The organism is Clostridium sp. DJ247 (genome assembly GCF_014231265.1).
In genome coordinates, this window is the sequence record NZ_JABAIW010000077.1 from 1 (window position 1) to 17,239 (window position 17,239).

The window sequence follows — 17,239 nt, forward strand, 5'->3', positions numbered from 1 at the left end:
CTTTTTTTGCTTCAATCAAAAGAGAGCATTTAGGGTCCGCACCTAGTTTTTCTGCTTCCTCCCTTGAATATATATTCTCAATACATTCTTCTTTCTCATTAAAATTTTGAAGTAATTTTTTTATTTGTTCAATTAAGCTCTCTTCTTTTATATATACATAAGCGGAACCATCACAGGTTTTAACTATAGCTTTGTAATCCACAATACTTGTACTCTTTACATTAATATATCCTTTTTCTTTTAATAAAACATTTAGGTTAATTATCTTATCTTCGTCAAAGCTGCTGTGATCTCCTAAAACCACCAGAGTACTTTTTTCATATATACCCTTATTTTTTATGGCATTAATTATGCCGCCCAACCTTTTGTCATGTCTCTCTAAAGCAGCCTTTGCCTCTTCAGAATAGAAACCATGATGATGCCTCATGGTGTCCAAATCTGTATAATGAACCAAGGTAAGCTCTGCGTCTTTTTCTTCTATAGTGTTCAGCAAGCTTGCATGTGTAAAATCATCTAAATTAGGCTGTTCCAAACCTTTTCTTAAATATCCAAATTTCTTATTTAATATGTATTGATACATTGGGCTTCCATTTATCAAAGATACAAGAATTTGATTCTGCCAGGGTCTGTTAGCAAATATTTCAGGTAAATTATACTGAATTCTTGATTTCGCTGTAACTGGCCACAGCAAAGCTGCTACCTTCATGCCTTTATCTATAGCTAAATCATAAAGTGTCTCTCCCCTCACATATTTTCTCTCCCAATACCAGTCAGGAGATTTTCGGTTTATCTGCAGCAGAGTATTATTAATTATTCCGTGATTCTTAGGATATTTTCCTGTAACTATAGTAGCATGAGCAGGGTAGGTAAGGCTTGGATAAACACTGTAAACCTGTTTTGAATATGCGGCTTCTTCAAGATAACTTTTGAAATTAGGTAGGGTTGAAATGTAATCAAAGTCTAACGTGGACAGACCATCAAAGGATACTACATACAAATATTCGGTTAATCTTTCCATCTTTCATCCACTTCCTATAATTATTTATTCACTTTATAATAACATTATTTCCCAAAATTCTGTGTAAATTATGTGTAAATTTTATATCATAGGAATACAATAAATGAAAAACTAGGTATATTTATCAAGTTATCACCAAGTAACATTAACATCCGATATCTCTCTTTTGTTATTTATTTTGCAATATAAATACTTTAGCAACTTACAATGTAGGTATAGTAGCCGTGATTATTGGGACTCTACTGTTAAAATTCGTACTTCAAAATGATGGCAATATGTGAGGAGTTAGGTATGAATTACTTAGTTGTAAACTCTTGTTATAATAGTACTTGGATGAGTTTTTAGACTAATTATAAGGAATAACAAGTAAAAGCTCCAGCTTAAAAAAACTAAGCTGGAGTTACCATTTATCTAAACACCAGTGGCCAGGTAAAGTCATCCTTCATCTTTTTCCAAGTTACTTACCTTCACTTTGTGAATATACTATCTCGTATAAATAATCTATAAAATTTTATCCGATGACTACCCGCTCTAATACTCCCATTTTATATGAAACTCATCCTCTTATTATTTCTAAGGAATCTAAATCTGCATTTTTTATTTTTTTCTTCATTTTCAGATTTCAGACCCTATAGTGAGAGGGCACCTCGAACTGGCTATTCACATTAAATTCAAGTTGGATATTATTGAAATTATAGATATAGAAATAAGTTGAAATTTAATTAGAATTTTATACACATTTTCTTAAATTGATTCATACATTGTAAATGAGTAAAAAGTTATTTCTAAAGGAGACATAACAATATATATTATCCTTGTAGGTTCTTTCAATCAGTCTATATTACACATTCAAATTTAATCAAATCTTATTTAGGACAATATGTGAGAACTTCTATTGCAGGTTCTGGGCAGGTAGTTGCTCAAATATTAAATTTTGATGATGCAACAGGAACTATTGGATTAAATGTTTGCACACCACAGGGAGAAAAATATATGCAAGTATATTTTCAAGATATGTATGGCATTGAACCTTATGAAGATCCAATTTTATCAACAACTGCAGTGCTTACTAAAAAACAATCTATGAATATAGCACGACAAACACAAAATTCCGCATGGACTCGTGAGCAGGCAATGCAAATTAAGGTAACACCAGATAATATAGCTCCGCCTATACATCTAGGTGAATTTTTTCAAACTTCACCAGATTTATGGTTATGGGACACCTGGCCACTAACTAATAGAGATGGGTCTGTTACTGTTATTAATGGATGGAAAGTTGTCTTTTCTTTGTCAGCACCAAGAAGTGTAGGACCAGAACAACGACATGATATTGCAGCAATTAGTTATTTTTATTCTAGAGATGGATTTAACTGGATTGAGGGAGGACTGGTATTTCCACTTGAATTAGGTAGAGGATCTAGGCAATGGGCAGGATCGGCCCTGTATGAAGACGGAAAACTATATCTTTTTTATACAGCAACTGGACGAAAAGGAGAACCAAACCTTACCTTTGAGCAGCGTATTGTTTTAGCTGTAGCTGAAGTAGAAGCTACTTTAGAAGGTGTTCGTTTTACAGATTGGGGTCCACATGAAGTAATTTTAGAAGCCGACGGTGAATTATATCAAACTATGGAGCAAGCAGATGGACCTATTATTTATGCATTCCGTGATCCTTGGTTTTGGTTAGATCCTAATGATGGAACTGAATATCTTCTTTTTGAAGGAAATACACCAGGTCCAAGCGCTGTTAAAACATGCTTACCTCCTGAAGCAAGATTTTATAGTGGATCTATTGGCATTGCAAGGCGTAATGGCAAGGATCGAACCCAATGGGAGCTACTTCCTCATATCTTTGATGCAGAATGTGTAAATCAGCAGTTGGAACGTCCGCATCTTGTTTATAAGGACAACAAATATTATTTGTTTACTGTTACTCATAGGTTTACATTTGCTCCTGGAGTAACTGGACCAGATGGTTTATACGGCTTTGTTTCTGATAGGCTTATGGGAGGTTATGTGCCACTGGATAACGGTGGACTGGTGGTAGCAAATCCAATAAATGAAGAATTGCAAGCTTATTCTTGGTTTGTACTATCAAATGAAACTGTACTTAGCTTTATTAACTGGGTTGATACTGGTGGAATTGACCCTAGAAGAGAAAGTTTAGAATTTCAATTTCAGCACTTTGGTGGGGCCTATGCACCAACATTACAAATTTCTTTAAAAAGAACCCACTCCAAAATTATTAGAGTACTGGAGCAAGGACTTGTAATTGCAGGGGATTACGAAGAATGGCAAAGATTTGGAAGGGGGATATAAATGGCTTCACATTGGACCAGAGATCAAACAAGAAATATTAAAATTACATTAGATAATGAAGCCCCTGAAATTCAATTTCCAGTGCACCGAACTGCAGAAGATTTGTGGATTTGGGACACTTGGCCATTACTTAATGAAGACGGCTCTGTTTCTGTTGCTAATACACCGGGAACTGCGGAGCAAAGAGAATGTGAACCAGTTGAAGCCAGAGCTTTTAGCGTCGCAGTGGGTTTAGCAGTTGCTACTAAACCAGATTTAACTGAGTGGAGATTTCTACCTCATATTTTGGATGCAGATTGTGTGAACCAAGAGTTAAGCGTCCTCACTTTGTTTTCAAAGATAATCTATATTATTTATTTATTGATACTCACGTATCAAAATTTGCACCAGGGGTAACTGGTCCAGATGGTTTGTATGGGTTTGTTTCCAATTCACTTACAGGAAATTATACTCCACTAAATAATGGTGGGTTAGTGGTAACAAATCCTATTTCTGATGCTTTTCAAGCCTACTCCTGGGTGGTATTACAAAATGCAACTATTATTAGCTTTATTAATTTCTTCGACCTAGGTGGACTTACTGAAGTGGATATTGGCAGTAGACCTGAAAGTTTTCAGTTTTCTCACTTTAGTGGAACCTTAGCTCCAACATTACAAATTAGCATTAGTGGAGATCGTACAAAACTTATCAATAGAAATTTAGAGGAGGGCGTGGTAATAGCAGGAGGTTATGATGAATGGAGAATGAAACATGCATTAGGAAGTGGTGATTAAACTACAATTTTTAATTACTTCGTTACCTTTTATAATAAATTGCTTCTGAACCTCCTGCATAAGGTAAACAAAATAAAATCATTTTATTCTCCTTTCATTACCGAACTCATAAATCTATAAATCAAATTATTTTGAGATATTATATCAACTTCACTTGTAAAAATATTATCAACTGAACATACTGACATTTTATAATCCGAGTCAAAATTAAACTCTTTAAAATAGCAATCTTTTAACTTATTAGATGTAAACACCTTAATGTTTTCATAATCATTTATATCAATGCTAAATGATTTTAAAGGAATTGATAGCCCTCTTCCATCAGCTTTAACATAACTCTCTTTCAAAGTCCATATACGATAAAAATTATTTAACTGCTCATTTAAACTGCTGTTAAATATAAACTTACATTCTTTTTCAGTATAAAATCTTTTGGATAAATCGCTATATTCTATAGGCTGAATTTTTTCAATATCAATCCCAATGGGTTTATCATCATCAGCACATACTACCCAATCTCCAGAATGGGATATATTAAAATGAAAGTTTTTAAAACTTTTCAAATAAGGTTTTCCATATTCATTTTTTATAATACAAATTTTATCATTTGGCATATTTAACTCTTCATGAATAATAGTTCTTATTAAAATTTCTGATATTAATGCTCTATATTTATCATTGTTATTCATAAATCTATAAATTTTATTTCTTTTATCTTGGCTTATGAATTTTATTAAAACATTAAATAAATGGTTACTAATTTCAATACACTTTAAAGCGTAAATTTTCATATAATACCACCTTAATCCAAAATCTTAATTCATATATTATCACTTGGATAGCATAATTCCAATAGTTTGATCACAAAATATTACATTATAGTAACAAAATTCACATTTTCCTTTACTCCAAGAAAATCCATAATCTTTTTGTTATCTTGTGCAGCGAATACAAAAAATCCGCTGAATAATGTTCCAAGATCTAAAGCATTAGTCATAAGTTCCATATTTGAAGAAGCTAATGCACCATTTACTTCTGAATTAGCTGTAACTACTATTACTACTGGAGCATTAAAGAATAGTTTATCATTTTCGTTAGGATTTACTTTAAACTCTTCATGCATTTTTATCCACATCTCTGCGTATCTTTTAAATACCATAATATCATTTATTTTAAAAAGGTATTTACCTACTATGATCTTATATATAAAGTAATTAGTAAATTATGAGGATTACACGAAGTGCTTTAACCCCATTTCAACTTTCTTCTTTATGGTATTACTTTAATCCTGAAGAGATACTTCATATTAAAAGCCTTGCTATATAGAATACCCAATTTTGCATATATAATCTACTAGAACGTACACAGTCAAATATATTATCAGTAAAACTTAAATCTAGATAAGGAGGCACATTTATGAATCGAGAAACATACATATATTATTAGGAAAACTTAAATCTAGATAAGGAGACACATTTATGAGCCGAGAAACATACAGACAGATTCCCTATTACGGACAATCTTCATTTTATTGTCCCTATTGTTACCCAACAACCCTTCCAAGATCCTGGAGAATGTCCGATGTAGTATTATGTCCCGCTGATAGGCCCTGCATACGTGCTGTCTACAACGAGGGTACCAACTTGGTCGTCGAGTGGAATGACACCGAGGCTCGCACTCACTACAATTTTCGTTGGAGCCGCCCAGGCAGGCAGGTCGAACAAGTTGAAGTACGCGGTGGCAGAGGCGGAAGATTCACCCTGAGAAATTTCTGGCGCAATACCCGCTACACGTTTGCTGTACAGGGATGTAATAGACCACTTATCGGTAGATCCACGTGCACCCCCTGGTACGACTTGACGGTGACCACCTGCGGATCTCTCTCGAACCCATGTAGGTAACAAGCATACAGTGCGTATTAGCAAAGCTAGCTAATCCAGCAACAGATGATACTTACTTCGAATGGGCACAATAAGCCAAGTTGCTGGAGGCTTGCGACGTTTGACAGACGAACAAGTTCTCGCTATGGCACGAAACATCATTCGCTCCCTTCGTCGCAACATCGTAAATAACAATGTTCCTATTCAATTCCAACAGAGACTTATCCCTATAAAGGATTTCACATTAAAGTCTGTCCTGCTACTGTATATCCTGTGCCAGTTGTTTCAGTTTTTACTACATCTGTTAAATATAAGGCGTATCTTGGTTTATTGTAAGTTATTATAAATAACGTCTCCAATATATTTATAACCTTTGTCACTAGGATGGGCAGTATTTGTTCCACTACCTCCCGAATAATCGTTAATTGCCATTCCAAATAACCCCATTTTTTGTGCGACAGTATAATCTTTGAGATACGCTTTGTAAATATCTATAATTCCCGTATTATAAGTATCTGCTATTTCATACATTGATGTTACATAAGCAGGCCAATTTGTTGTCCATGAATCAGCAGGTTTTTGATTTGGCACTAAGCATACATTACTACCTCTTCCTTGCCAATAGGTTACTAAACTTATCATACTTGCTTTATAGTCTTCAACAGAAACACCGCGTCCTGCTTCATTAATGCCAAAAGACAAAAGTACTAAATCTGGCTCTGGTAAGGCATCCCAACTTTTTTTTGTGGAAGTTGTATTAAAATAACTTGCCGTTTTACTAGAAATTGCTATTTTATCTACTTCAATTCCTGTTGTATTTGATGAAGCAATTGCACCTTCTATAAAAATACTTGATGTTGTATCAGGGGTTATTACTAATGTATGCGTAGTGTTACTTAGACCAGAATAAGAAACTTTATGTGAGAAACTTACTGCTTCATCTAAACAACTTATAGTGCCTACTTCTGTGCCATCTATTGTTACTGTAGCTGTACCGCCATCTGTTGCCTTAGCATATAATAAATCTAAATCTGTTCCAGTGAAAGTTAAAGTTGCAAATGAAGTATTTTTAGCAGAAGTTCCAAAACAACCACCAAAACCACCAACATTAGAAATGGAATCTCTAGAAGCACCAGAAACACTCCAACCATTTCCTAATGTCCATCTCCTTTTAGTACCAGAAGGTAAAGCGCCTTCGTAGATACTAATAAAACCTTCTCCTGCATTCCCATATTGATTTTGTAAGGATGATTTCATTACACCAACCCAAGAGTTGTTTACCTCATCACTGGAATATTCTCCTCTTGTATTAGACTCACCTATACAATATATTTTTACTTTTTGGGTACTTGTATTTTTCAATGCATTTTTATATTTTGATAAACCCACATCTATATTATACCCATAGTTTTTATAGGGTGATTGCTCTTCACTTGCTTTCAATGGTGGTTTAACGTTGTTTGATAAATTAATTTTCTTTGATGAACTTACCAAAAGCATCACACAAGATACAGCTACAGCAGAAATAATTCTTAATAATCTTTCTCCCATGTTCATACCCCTTTATAGATTTTTTAATGCTTTCCTTTCTCGTCTGTTTTGGATTCTTTAAGCTTCGTATATTTTAATATGTGTAAAAATCGTACATTACATACATTACAAAGAATGGTTTGTCTACTTATTTATTGAAAATAGAATTAATTAAATCTTATCTATCATATCCAGACACTTCCCTGTACCAAGAGCAACACACTCAAGAGGGGATTCTGCAATATATGTAGGTATATGTATTTCACTATTTATAAATTTATCTAAGCCTTTTAGAAGTGCTCCACCACCTGAAAGCGTTATACCCTTGTCCATTATATCTGCTGCAAGTTCTGGCGGGATTTCTTCAATGGCATTTTTAATAGCTTCAATTACCAAAGCTACCGGCTCTTTCAAAACTTCTCGTATTTGACTCTCTGTAATAGTAACAGCCCTTGGAAGCCCAGTGACTAAATCTATTCCTCTTATTTCCATAACTCTTTCTTCTGTATCCTCATCTATATAAACAGAACCCAGTTCAATTTTAACATTTTCTGCTGTTCTTTCTCCTATCATGAGATTAAACTCTCTTTTTACATAGTCAATAATGGTCTCGTCTAACTTATCTCCTGCAACTTTTGAAGTTTTGCTTGTAACAATTCCATGAAGAGAGATAACTGCTACTTCAGTAGTACCTCCACCTATATCAACAATCATACTACCAACTGGTTCATTTACTGGTAGACCTGCCCCAATAGCTGCAGCTACAGGTTCCTCTATTAGTATAACCTTACGTGTTCCTACTTGATTTATTGCCTCATTGATTGATCTCTTTTCAACCTCAGTAATTCCTGAAGGATGGGAAACTACGATTCTAGAATTTTTTGAAGAACCTTTGCCAGTAACCTTTTCAATAAACTTTTTAAGCATCTGTTCAGTTAGGTCAAAGTTAGCAATTACACCATCCTTTAATGGTCTAATGGTAACAATATCTTCTGGAGTTCTGCCTATCATATTCTTAGCATCTAAACCAACCGCTAAAACCTGTCTATTTTTAGTATTTATAGCTACCACCGAAGGCTCTCTTAATAAAACGCCTTTTCCTTTTACATATAATAAGGTGTTTGATGTTCCTAAATCTATTCCTATATCCTTAGACGTTATAAAAAATCTCATCTAAATTTCTCCTTTCAAATTTTCAATATATCTTTTTTAGATAATATTGAGGATAATGTACGGAAAAGCAGACTTCTATTTTTATAAAGCCTCCCTATATTACTTTTTATCCAACAACTATCACTTTTTATTTTTTTCATATTTTAAAATCAACTGTACATTGTATTTTTCAACATCATTTAGTTCTTCATCGTTGCTCTTAATATTTGAATTAGGCTTATACCATGATTTACTATTAAAATAACTTTTATATGGCTCTGTTTCAAAAACATATCCATGTATTGCAAAAATTTCATTCCTAGCTAGAGCTAGATTTTCCTTACTTAAAGAAGATAAATCTGAATCTAAAAGTTTTTTATCTGCACTGTTAGGGAATATGTAATCATCACTGGAATTTATTCTACTTGTAACATTATTTGTGCTGTTATCCGCCTTACTACCATCAAATTGATTTTTATCTGTAGGTGCAGCAGTACTATCATTGGAAGCATTATTTGTTTTTGGTATTAATTTAGAATATGTATTAGCTTTTTTTGCATTACTAGCAGATAATATTGAGAAGCATATATAATACGATCCAAATCCCAATGATAAAATTATTAAGCCTCCTAAAGCACCAATAATAATAGGATTATAAAACTTTTTGCTTATAGCAGTTTTTTTAGAAATATTCAGAACAGCTTGTCTATCTATATTATTACGTTTACTTAAATTTACTTTTTGTATGTTGTTCATTAAATCATTTTTATATTGTTTAACGCCACATTTATGACAAAAAATAGCCTCGTTTACTAATATAGACCCACATTTACTGCAATAACTCATAGTAACATCATCTCCTTAACTACAAAATAGTATAATTCTTTAAGTTTTTAGCATATCATCTAGACAATATATTTTTTCACCATTATAAATAAACTGAACTTTAAATTCAACAAATTTATTTTTTTTAAGTACCCCCTAAAAAACAGAGTACATATCGTAGATATCTCTGAAAACAACATGACTTAAAGATCATTCTGGCTTCTGGTGATGACAAAAAAGCTGAAGCTCTTGCAGATATAGCAGAAGAAAGACTTGGCGAAAGTGAAGTAATGAATGGTAAAGGTAAAGCAAATGTACTCTATAGAAGTTCTAAAAAAATATAGAAAATAAAGTTTCTGGAAATGCAAAAGAAACTATAGCACAAGTTATAGAAATGAAAACAAGCAAGAAAGAAGCAATAGCTGCAGTTATTAAAGAAATACAACCATTACTTCAAGATAAAAAAGATCAGTAGAACTTAATCCTGGGACTTATTATATAAAAACATTTAACAACTTGTGAACACTTGAATATTAGTAGCCCAAATTTTTTAATATATCTTTTCGAAGTCTATACTGATTTCTATATATTTTTGAATTATTGCTGTTTGGAGTATATGTATTAATGATTTTCAAATTTCTAATGTGATTGCCTCACTTTTCATAACATCTGCTTTAATTTGATTCCTAATATAGCAAGCTGTTCATCAGACCATTCCTTTTGGTATACACGGTATCCAAGACCCCAGCCAGACATTGTTCCCCAGTCAACAAAAGCATCACTGCTGTCTAAGCCTGCAAGATTCAGCAGAATATAAGGAGCATTGTGAACAAATTTTTTGCCTCTTTCCTGAAAATCTTTATTATTTGCTAACAGCCATCTTGCATGTAGTGCGGGGAACATACAGCTGGGATCAGCATTCCCCGTTTCTTTTCCCCAAATATCCAGATCCAATTTTTTAAGTGTTTCAGCGTCACTCTGTGTTCTTGAATCTAATTTGATGAAAAATAGATTTGCTACTAACTAATAATAGTCTGTATAATTATTAAAGAAGCAAATCTTAACTATAGATTGCTACAAAATTAATAATTGAGGGTGATATTAATGAAAAATAACAAAATAACCAAGCTCACTGTCTTAGCAGAAACTAAATATTTAAGTCTTTTTGATGCTGAATACAAAAATAAAAAAGGAACTACAAAGCACTGGACTGTTGCTTCAAGAAAATGCTATGAAACTTTAAAGGGTCAATATTTCCAAGGTAAGGAAGAAAATATGGATGCAGTTATTATAGCTGCTGTTCATAAAGAGAGTGAAAAACTGGCACTAATAAAACAATTCAGAATTCCTTTAAATGATTTTATTTATGAACTTCCAGCAGGTCTCATAGACAATAATGAAAGCATTGAAACTGCTGTGGCTAGGGAGTTAAAAGAAGAAACCGGACTCTCCCTTTTAGAAATTGACAGAGAAAAGACAAAAAAAGGAGTTTATGTTTCAGCCGGAATGACAGATGAATCTGTGGCTTTGGTATACTGCACCTGTGCAGGTGAAATAACAAATGAATATCTAGAAGATGATGAAGACATCGAAGCTATATTAGTTTCCCGTAGTGAGGCAGAAGAATTACTAAAAGAAGACGTAAAAATGGATATAAAAGCTTATATGGCACTTCAAAGTTTTATTAATTCCTAGTAAACCTTCGATTTAAAATCAATAAAAAACGTACTCAATAAATCAGTACGTTTTTTTAATTACTTCTGGTTGTTGTTTCCAATATATTCTTTGTCATATTATTCTCCAATTGATGGTAGGAGACTTTCACTCTATTAGATTTTTAGCCTTGACAGCTGTTCTTGCCCTTTGCTTGCTACACGGTAAGACCCTATCTATTTATTTGTTGGTCTTTATAAGAAACTTCAAAATATTTTGTAACTCCTTTAAAATCAAGCTCTAATATGTTATAGTAAGTTTAAATTGTATAATTGGATTCCATACTTTATTAAACTAATGACAAAATGGAGGAATTATTTTGAATATCATTGAAAAATTTCTAGCTCACTATACAAAGGAATTTGATTTTTACAGGGAAGCCTCAAGAATATGTGCTCAGATTTGTGAAACCAATATGGAGCAAATTGGTATAAGAGCCATTGTAACAAATCGTGCTAAAAAAATAGAAAGACTTAGAAATAAATTAGAAAAGCGAAATTCTGAAAAAAATTATGATTCCTTTGAGGATATAAACGAAGATATCGTGGATTTTTCTGGTGTACGTATTGCACTTTATTTCCCTGGTGACTTAAACAAAGTTCAGCAGTTTATAGAATCAAATTTTGATATAAAAGAATGTAAGTCATTTCCTGAATCTCAACAATTTCAACAATCTCAAAAGAAAGATTATAAAAAACGTTTTTCAGGTTACTGGGCAACTCATTATAGAGTTTATCTTAAATCCAAGGATTTACCTGGTGAGTTAAAGAAATATTCCCAGGCATTAATTGAGATTCAAATTGCTTCTGCGCTGATGCTGGCATGGGCTGAAGTAGAACATGATTTAATTTATAAACCTTTTAGTGGAGAGTTATCTTATGAAGAATATCAGATATTAGATGAATTAAACGGGTTGGTTTTAGCCGGCGAAATTGCTCTTGAAAGACTTCAAAAAGCCGTGAAAAATAGAGTAAGTCAAGTTGGAAAAGAATTTAACAATCATTATGAACTAGCCATGTTTCTTTATAATAATTTAGGGTCAGTAACTGAAAAAGCTCAAAGTGAAATTGTTCTAGGCCGCGTAGACCTGCTATTTAATTGTTTAAAATCCTCTAAGTTTAATAAGCCTGAGTATTTAAAAGAATTCCTGGTAGAAATTGATTCGGCTACAAAAAATCGATCTATTGTGGATCAGATTATAGATAAGATAAGGGATCTAAATCCCACCCTTTATGAAAGTTACTTAAATGTAAAGCAGCATGAAGAATTAAAGTATCAATTGGAAACTCTTCAGATTAACCGTGAAAATGGCAACAGACAAGGGGAAGCAAATACCTTGGCAAACATAGGTTTTATATATAGTACAAAAGGAAATCAAGATGAAGCTATTAAATACTTCACACAAGCTGTACAGATTAATAATGAAATTGGCGGCAGACAGGGAGAAGCAAATCAGCTTTTAAACCTTGGTGCCACTTATAGATTGAAAGGTGACCTAGAAAAAGCTCTACTATTTTCTAATCAAGCAGTGGAAATACATAAACAAATCAAATATAAACAAGGTCAAGCTAATGCACTAGGTATGATAGGAAATATCTACTGCGATAAGAAAAACTTTACTAAAGCTTTAGAATACTATAACTATGCCCTTGAAATCTATAGAGAAACAGGTTATCAGATAGGTGAAACCATTCAGCTTAATAATATAGGTGGGGTATTTAAAGAGCAAAAGGATATGAACCAAGCGCTGAAATATTATAATGAAGCAATTGCTATTTGCAAAGAAAGTGATTACAAGCAGGGAGAGGTAGATACACTATATAACCTTGGCAGTCTTTATCATGAAAATGGAATTTTAGAGGAAGCACAAGTGTATTATGAAAGAGCCCTTCAATTACAAGAAAATACAGTTAATCAAAAGTGCAGAGCGAATATATTCATAAGTCTTGGAAATATTTATGTAGCTAGAGAAGAAGAAAGTGAAGCACTTAAATATTATGAAGAAGCACTAAAGATTTGTAATGATATTGAGTTCAAAGCTGGAAAGGACTTAGTGGTGGAAAAACTTAAAATGTTAAATATGCCAGAATCCTGACTTAGAGAGCCTATAATAATTTTGCGCAAACTAAATAAAAAGCACTCTTTAAAAGGATTGTCTCTTTATATTCAATTTGTGTATTAACAGGTAGTCTAAATTAAAGTTAAAATTGGACTACCTATTTTTAGTATGTGTATATCAACATTTTAGTCTAACATAGCCTATTTAAAATAAACAAAATTTTAATATAAAAAAGATGAAGTATAAAGCACACTTCATCTTAAATTACATTTCTTTATGAATTAACATCCAAGCTTTTATAAAATCTTTTTGTCTCTTATTCAATTTTCCTTTAAGTAATTTTCCACTTGCAATTGAAACTGAAGCTTTATTGCCATCTGTTAATATTACATGAAAATGCGGTTCCTTATGTTTTTGAGTATCCATAAGGTGTGTTGATATAATGAATTGTGAGGCCTGGTATTTATCTATTTACTCTCATTTCCTCCACACTTACATTAGGATTTTTATATCTTCCTTTTCTTTCCGTTTCTTTACCATATTGAACAGCTCTAACTGGACAAAAATGAATGCAAGCTAGGCATAGAGAACAGATTTTTCCCCACTTAGGTTTTTCTTCAATCTTTATGTTATTGCAATTACATACACTTTGGCAAATACCACAGCCTGTACAGTTATCATTTGCATAAAACTTTTTTGTGTTCATAGCTCCTTTATTAAATAAAGGGTTTATGATACCAGTTAGTATACCTGGCATATGTCCCTTTACAACCTGAAAAACTTTCTTTTTTCTTTCCTTTACAACATAGTTTATATTTTTCAAAGTTTCTTCCGCAGCTAAAAGTTTTCTATGTTCTTCCTCTTTTGAATCAACATCTCCCATAATAATGTAGTTACTAGGCATAGAAATAGAAAAACCACTATCTAAATCAAGATTGTTTTTCTTTAAAGCAATACTCATAACTTTCATTGTATTTCCTATATTTCCCCCACAGGTTGCTACAGAAAAGATATAGTTATCTTTATAATTATTCAGCTTTAGCTTATTAATAAAGTCAAGAACCATCTTTGGTGGTGCCCAAGCATATACAGGATATACAAAACCTATAATTTCATTATCCTTTAGCGTATAATCAAATTTCCCACCCTTACTATTCATTTTAGATGCTATAGAAATCAACTTTTCATCATTATGTTCTGCAATATTTTTAGCTACTTGTAGAGAATTTCCTGTTCCAGAAAAATAAAATATCATGATGACTGTCCTTCCTTTCCGTATTTTTAACACTCTACTTTTTCCAAGTTTCTTCATTTACCTTTAAATGTATTTCTAAATCTGTGATTTCTAGAAATATTTCTAAATACATCATTTCAGAAAAACAACATTTAATTATATCCTGTTCGACTCTCTCTCTTTTATAATAATCATGAGTATACCTGTTTCTTAATCTAACTATAAATACCAAAAATTCACATAATGTATTATCTAAAAAGCCATAAATTCTTGATCGCTTAAGTAGTTCAATGCCACTACATCCATCCGTATAATTACCAGTAGCAACCAGATATGTCTCACACATATCGATTACATATTCCGTAAAATCCTGAAAATATCCTAGAATTGCCCTGGTTAAGAAAATCGAATTACTCTTAGTATACTCTCTCATTGCACCTTGCATTAATGCTAGTGTATCTTTTGCTACATTAAATTTAGATTCTAATCTTTCCTTTTTATATTTATAATAAGGCGTCATATTTTTCTACTCCTTAAAATTTCATTATCATGTTTTATTAAATCTTCCAACCATTGATTGTTTCTTTTGTATTTATTAACGTATAATCTAAAATCTATTTCCTTAATTGGATCAATTATAAGTTTATTTTTACTTTCTATATATTTTATAGCAAGAGGAGATTCAAACTCATTCATATGTAAGAAGGTTAAATGAATGTTATCATAGGAAAAATATTCCTGAAGAAGTGGTATAAGTTCATCCTCTAAATCAAATTCAAAACATAAACTATCTGCTTTTTCTAGTAAGACCAAGATATCAATATCGCTTTTTCCTTTAATCCAAAACTCTGTTTCAAAGCTTCCAAAAATAGCTAAGGCTATTAAATTTTTAGTATTCCTTATATTTAAGTCTGTTAACTTTTTCATATGGTTCCTCAGCTCCTTAATATAAGCACTTATCATAGATACTTATTAGTCTTATTATAGCAAATCCCATATAGGTTTACATTATTTTTTAATCAAGAAGCAAAAAAATAAAACCTATTTTTATTAAATATTATTTAAGGAAATCAAGATGAAGCTATTAAAAATTAAAATGTTAAATATGCCAAAATCCTGACTTGGAGTCTGTGTAAATAATTTTGTGTAGACTAAATAAAAAGCACTCTTTCTTGAGAATAATTTTAGACAATGAAATTCTAATACTTACAAGAAGGAGTGCTTTTTATAGTTTCTGCTTATTTCTATATATCATAAAAATATGGCTTTCTTCCCCTATAAACAGCAATCTGTTTAAATCCTAGTTCTTTTAATAAGTTAACACTATCATCAATTCCAGCTCCTACGTCTTCTTTTATATGAGCATCAGAACCTATAGTAATAATATGACCTCCTAATTTCTTATAAAGCCTTATAACGTCAATAGATGGCATGGATTCTCCAGCCAACTGTCTAAGACCTGATGTATTAATTTCAATACCTTTTCCTCTTTCTATAACTACTTTAAGAATATCCCCTATATTTTCTTCATATCGTTCCATAAGATTGTTTTTTTGATTTTGATTTGCTGCATATCTTTTTACTAAATCAAAATGTCCAACACAATCATATTCACCTTTCAAGGCCATATCATATAATAAATCCAAATAGAGTCTATTTAGTTTTTCTATGTTTTCTTTCGAATAATCTCCATATTTCAAATCAACGTCCTCAATTTTATGAATAGAACCGATTAAATAATCAAAGGGATAGGATTTCACAATACTTTTTACATGATCCGGCCAATAATGTACTTGTCCCATTTCCATTCCAAATAAGACCTCTAGCTTTTCCGCAAATTCTACTTTGCATTCATTTATTTCTTTTAAACTATCCTCAATAAAGGATATGCTCATGCTTCGTTTTCCATCTTCTTTTCCTATATAATATTCAAAATGATTGGTAACTATTATAGAATCTAAGCCATGCTCACAAGCACTTCTGCATATTTCTTTCAAAGAAGCATCAGAATCTGGAGAAACACAGGTATGAATGTGGCAATCTGCTTTCATAATTTTCATTATTTTCACCTTTCCATAATATAGGCCTTAAATACCTATATTAAACAGTATATTTTATTTATCTACATTAAATAAAAGCTGGTATTACCGAAATGATACCAGACAAATAAGAAAAAATCAAATTTTATTATTCTAATTTTGACATATATCTTCTTTTAGTAAGAGTATGACTTCTAACAAATATACAAAAAAATAAAAATCTCTAAACAATTTATTTGCTTAGAGATTTTCTACTTACCTGGCAACGACCTACTCTGCCACAGGGCTTCCCCTGCAGTACCATCGGCACTGTGAAGCTTAACCGTCGTGTTCGGAATGGGAACGGGTGTAACCTTCACGTCATTATCACCAGATGTTTTTAATTGTGATAAACTTCGCATCTCTGCGTCACTTTGCTTGCTGCGGTACTCATTTACGATTTATTTGTAAACTCTGTTCCTCGCTTCGCTTTGTTCCTTGATCTGCTCGTTTCTAACAATTAAAAACTATAGTCTTTGTAATTAAGATTACTTGTTCTCTGAAAATTGCACAGATAATATATTTGGTCAAGCCCTCGACCTATTAGTATCAGTCAGCTGAACATGTTACCATGCTTGCACCTCTGACCTATCAACCTTGTGTTCTTCAAGGGGTCTTACTAGCTTACGCTATGGGAAATCTAATCTTGAGGTGG

17 protein-coding genes, 2 rRNA genes and 1 pseudogene are annotated in these 17,239 nt (G+C 32.3%); 6 read left to right on the forward strand and 14 right to left on the reverse strand.

The window, feature by feature from the left end; genetic code table 11:
• The coding region (locus tag HGI79_RS20505; RefSeq protein WP_185652531.1) for an ectonucleotide pyrophosphatase/phosphodiesterase at positions 1-1,018 on the reverse strand (1,018 nt) is incomplete at its 3' end.
• Between the two features lie 882 nt (positions 1,019-1,900).
• Between HGI79_RS20505 and HGI79_RS20510 the strand changes: the two genes are divergently transcribed.
• Genes HGI79_RS20510 through HGI79_RS20520 form a run of 3 tightly spaced genes read left to right on the forward strand, consistent with a single transcriptional unit; the run spans position 1,901 to position 4,113 of the window.
• Positions 1,901-3,340, forward strand: coding sequence for a glycoside hydrolase family 68 protein (locus tag HGI79_RS20510; protein ID WP_185652532.1), 1,440 nt, complete (start codon positions 1,901-1,903; stop codon positions 3,338-3,340).
• On the forward strand, positions 3,341-3,736 hold the full coding sequence (locus HGI79_RS20515; protein WP_185652533.1) for a glycoside hydrolase family 68 protein: 396 nt from the start codon (positions 3,341-3,343) through the stop codon (positions 3,734-3,736). It abuts the gene before it with no gap.
• Positions 3,637-4,113, forward strand: a complete 477-nt coding sequence (locus HGI79_RS20520; RefSeq protein ID WP_185652534.1) for a glycoside hydrolase family 68 protein — start codon at positions 3,637-3,639, stop codon at positions 4,111-4,113. The genes HGI79_RS20515 and HGI79_RS20520 overlap by 100 nt, the downstream gene beginning before the upstream one ends.
• A gap of 83 nt (positions 4,114-4,196) precedes the next feature.
• Here HGI79_RS20520 and HGI79_RS20525 read toward each other — a convergent pair whose 3' ends face one another.
• From HGI79_RS20525 to HGI79_RS20545, 5 genes and pseudogenes are all read right to left on the reverse strand, one after another.
• A complete protein-coding gene (locus HGI79_RS20525; protein ID WP_185652535.1) occupies positions 4,197-4,904 on the reverse strand; it encodes a 4'-phosphopantetheinyl transferase superfamily protein in 708 nt (235 codons plus the stop codon).
• An 83-nt stretch (positions 4,905-4,987) separates the two neighbouring features.
• Positions 4,988-5,269, reverse strand: a pseudogene (locus HGI79_RS20530) (nitroreductase); the annotation flags it as partial.
• Between the two features lie 1,051 nt (positions 5,270-6,320).
• Positions 6,321-7,544 (reverse strand): SGNH/GDSL hydrolase family protein, encoded by a 1,224-nt coding sequence (locus HGI79_RS20535; RefSeq protein WP_185652537.1) that lies wholly within the window; start codon positions 7,542-7,544, stop codon positions 6,321-6,323.
• A gap of 150 nt (positions 7,545-7,694) precedes the next feature.
• Positions 7,695-8,696, reverse strand: coding sequence for a rod shape-determining protein (locus tag HGI79_RS20540; RefSeq protein ID WP_185652538.1), 1,002 nt, complete (start codon positions 8,694-8,696; stop codon positions 7,695-7,697).
• A gap of 120 nt (positions 8,697-8,816) precedes the next feature.
• On the reverse strand, positions 8,817-9,521 hold the full coding sequence (locus tag HGI79_RS20545; RefSeq protein WP_185652539.1) for a YARHG domain-containing protein: 705 nt from the start codon (positions 9,519-9,521) through the stop codon (positions 8,817-8,819).
• A gap of 191 nt (positions 9,522-9,712) precedes the next feature.
• Between HGI79_RS20545 and HGI79_RS23765 the strand changes: the two genes are divergently transcribed.
• On the forward strand, positions 9,713-9,844 hold the full coding sequence (locus tag HGI79_RS23765) for a DUF5667 domain-containing protein (protein WP_395939565.1): 132 nt from the start codon (positions 9,713-9,715) through the stop codon (positions 9,842-9,844).
• Positions 9,845-10,160: 316 nt separating this feature from the next.
• Here the strand turns inward: HGI79_RS23765 and HGI79_RS20550 are convergent, their stop codons facing one another.
• A complete protein-coding gene (locus HGI79_RS20550) occupies positions 10,161-10,502 on the reverse strand; it encodes an FGGY family carbohydrate kinase (RefSeq protein WP_395939566.1) in 342 nt (113 codons plus the stop codon).
• A gap of 102 nt (positions 10,503-10,604) precedes the next feature.
• On the opposite strand from HGI79_RS20550, the gene HGI79_RS20555 reads away from it, so the two are divergent.
• The gene (locus HGI79_RS20555; RefSeq protein ID WP_185652540.1) at positions 10,605-11,195 is read left to right on the forward strand and encodes an NUDIX hydrolase; all 591 of its coding nucleotides are present in this window, start codon (positions 10,605-10,607) and stop codon (positions 11,193-11,195) included.
• Between the two features lie 337 nt (positions 11,196-11,532).
• Positions 11,533-13,308 (forward strand): tetratricopeptide repeat protein, encoded by a 1,776-nt coding sequence (locus HGI79_RS20560; RefSeq protein WP_185652541.1) that lies wholly within the window; start codon positions 11,533-11,535, stop codon positions 13,306-13,308.
• Between the two features lie 228 nt (positions 13,309-13,536).
• Here the strand turns inward: HGI79_RS20560 and HGI79_RS20565 are convergent, their stop codons facing one another.
• From HGI79_RS20565 to HGI79_RS20595, 7 genes are all read right to left on the reverse strand, one after another.
• The gene (locus tag HGI79_RS20565; RefSeq protein ID WP_241428292.1) at positions 13,537-13,698 is read right to left on the reverse strand and encodes a DUF4160 domain-containing protein; all 162 of its coding nucleotides are present in this window, start codon (positions 13,696-13,698) and stop codon (positions 13,537-13,539) included.
• 37 nt (positions 13,699-13,735) lie between these two features.
• Positions 13,736-14,527: an EFR1 family ferrodoxin gene (locus HGI79_RS20570; RefSeq protein ID WP_185652542.1), complete on the reverse strand. Its 792-nt coding sequence runs from the start codon at positions 14,525-14,527 to the stop codon at positions 13,736-13,738.
• A gap of 34 nt (positions 14,528-14,561) precedes the next feature.
• Positions 14,562-15,026 (reverse strand): hypothetical protein, encoded by a 465-nt coding sequence (locus tag HGI79_RS20575; RefSeq protein ID WP_185652543.1) that lies wholly within the window; start codon positions 15,024-15,026, stop codon positions 14,562-14,564.
• Entirely contained in the window at positions 15,023-15,433 is a 411-nt protein-coding gene (locus HGI79_RS20580) for a nucleotidyltransferase domain-containing protein (RefSeq protein ID WP_185652544.1), read from the reverse strand. Before HGI79_RS20580 ends, HGI79_RS20575 begins: the two co-directional genes overlap by 4 nt.
• A 317-nt stretch (positions 15,434-15,750) precedes the next feature.
• Positions 15,751-16,566 carry a histidinol-phosphatase HisJ family protein gene (locus HGI79_RS20585; RefSeq protein ID WP_185652545.1) on the reverse strand — a complete coding sequence of 272 codons (816 nt, stop codon included), beginning with the start codon at positions 16,564-16,566 and terminating at the stop codon, positions 15,751-15,753.
• Between the two features lie 236 nt (positions 16,567-16,802).
• Positions 16,803-16,919 (reverse strand): 5S ribosomal RNA (rrf, locus tag HGI79_RS20590).
• Between the two features lie 188 nt (positions 16,920-17,107).
• Positions 17,108-17,239, reverse strand: a 23S ribosomal RNA gene (locus tag HGI79_RS20595); the annotation flags it as partial.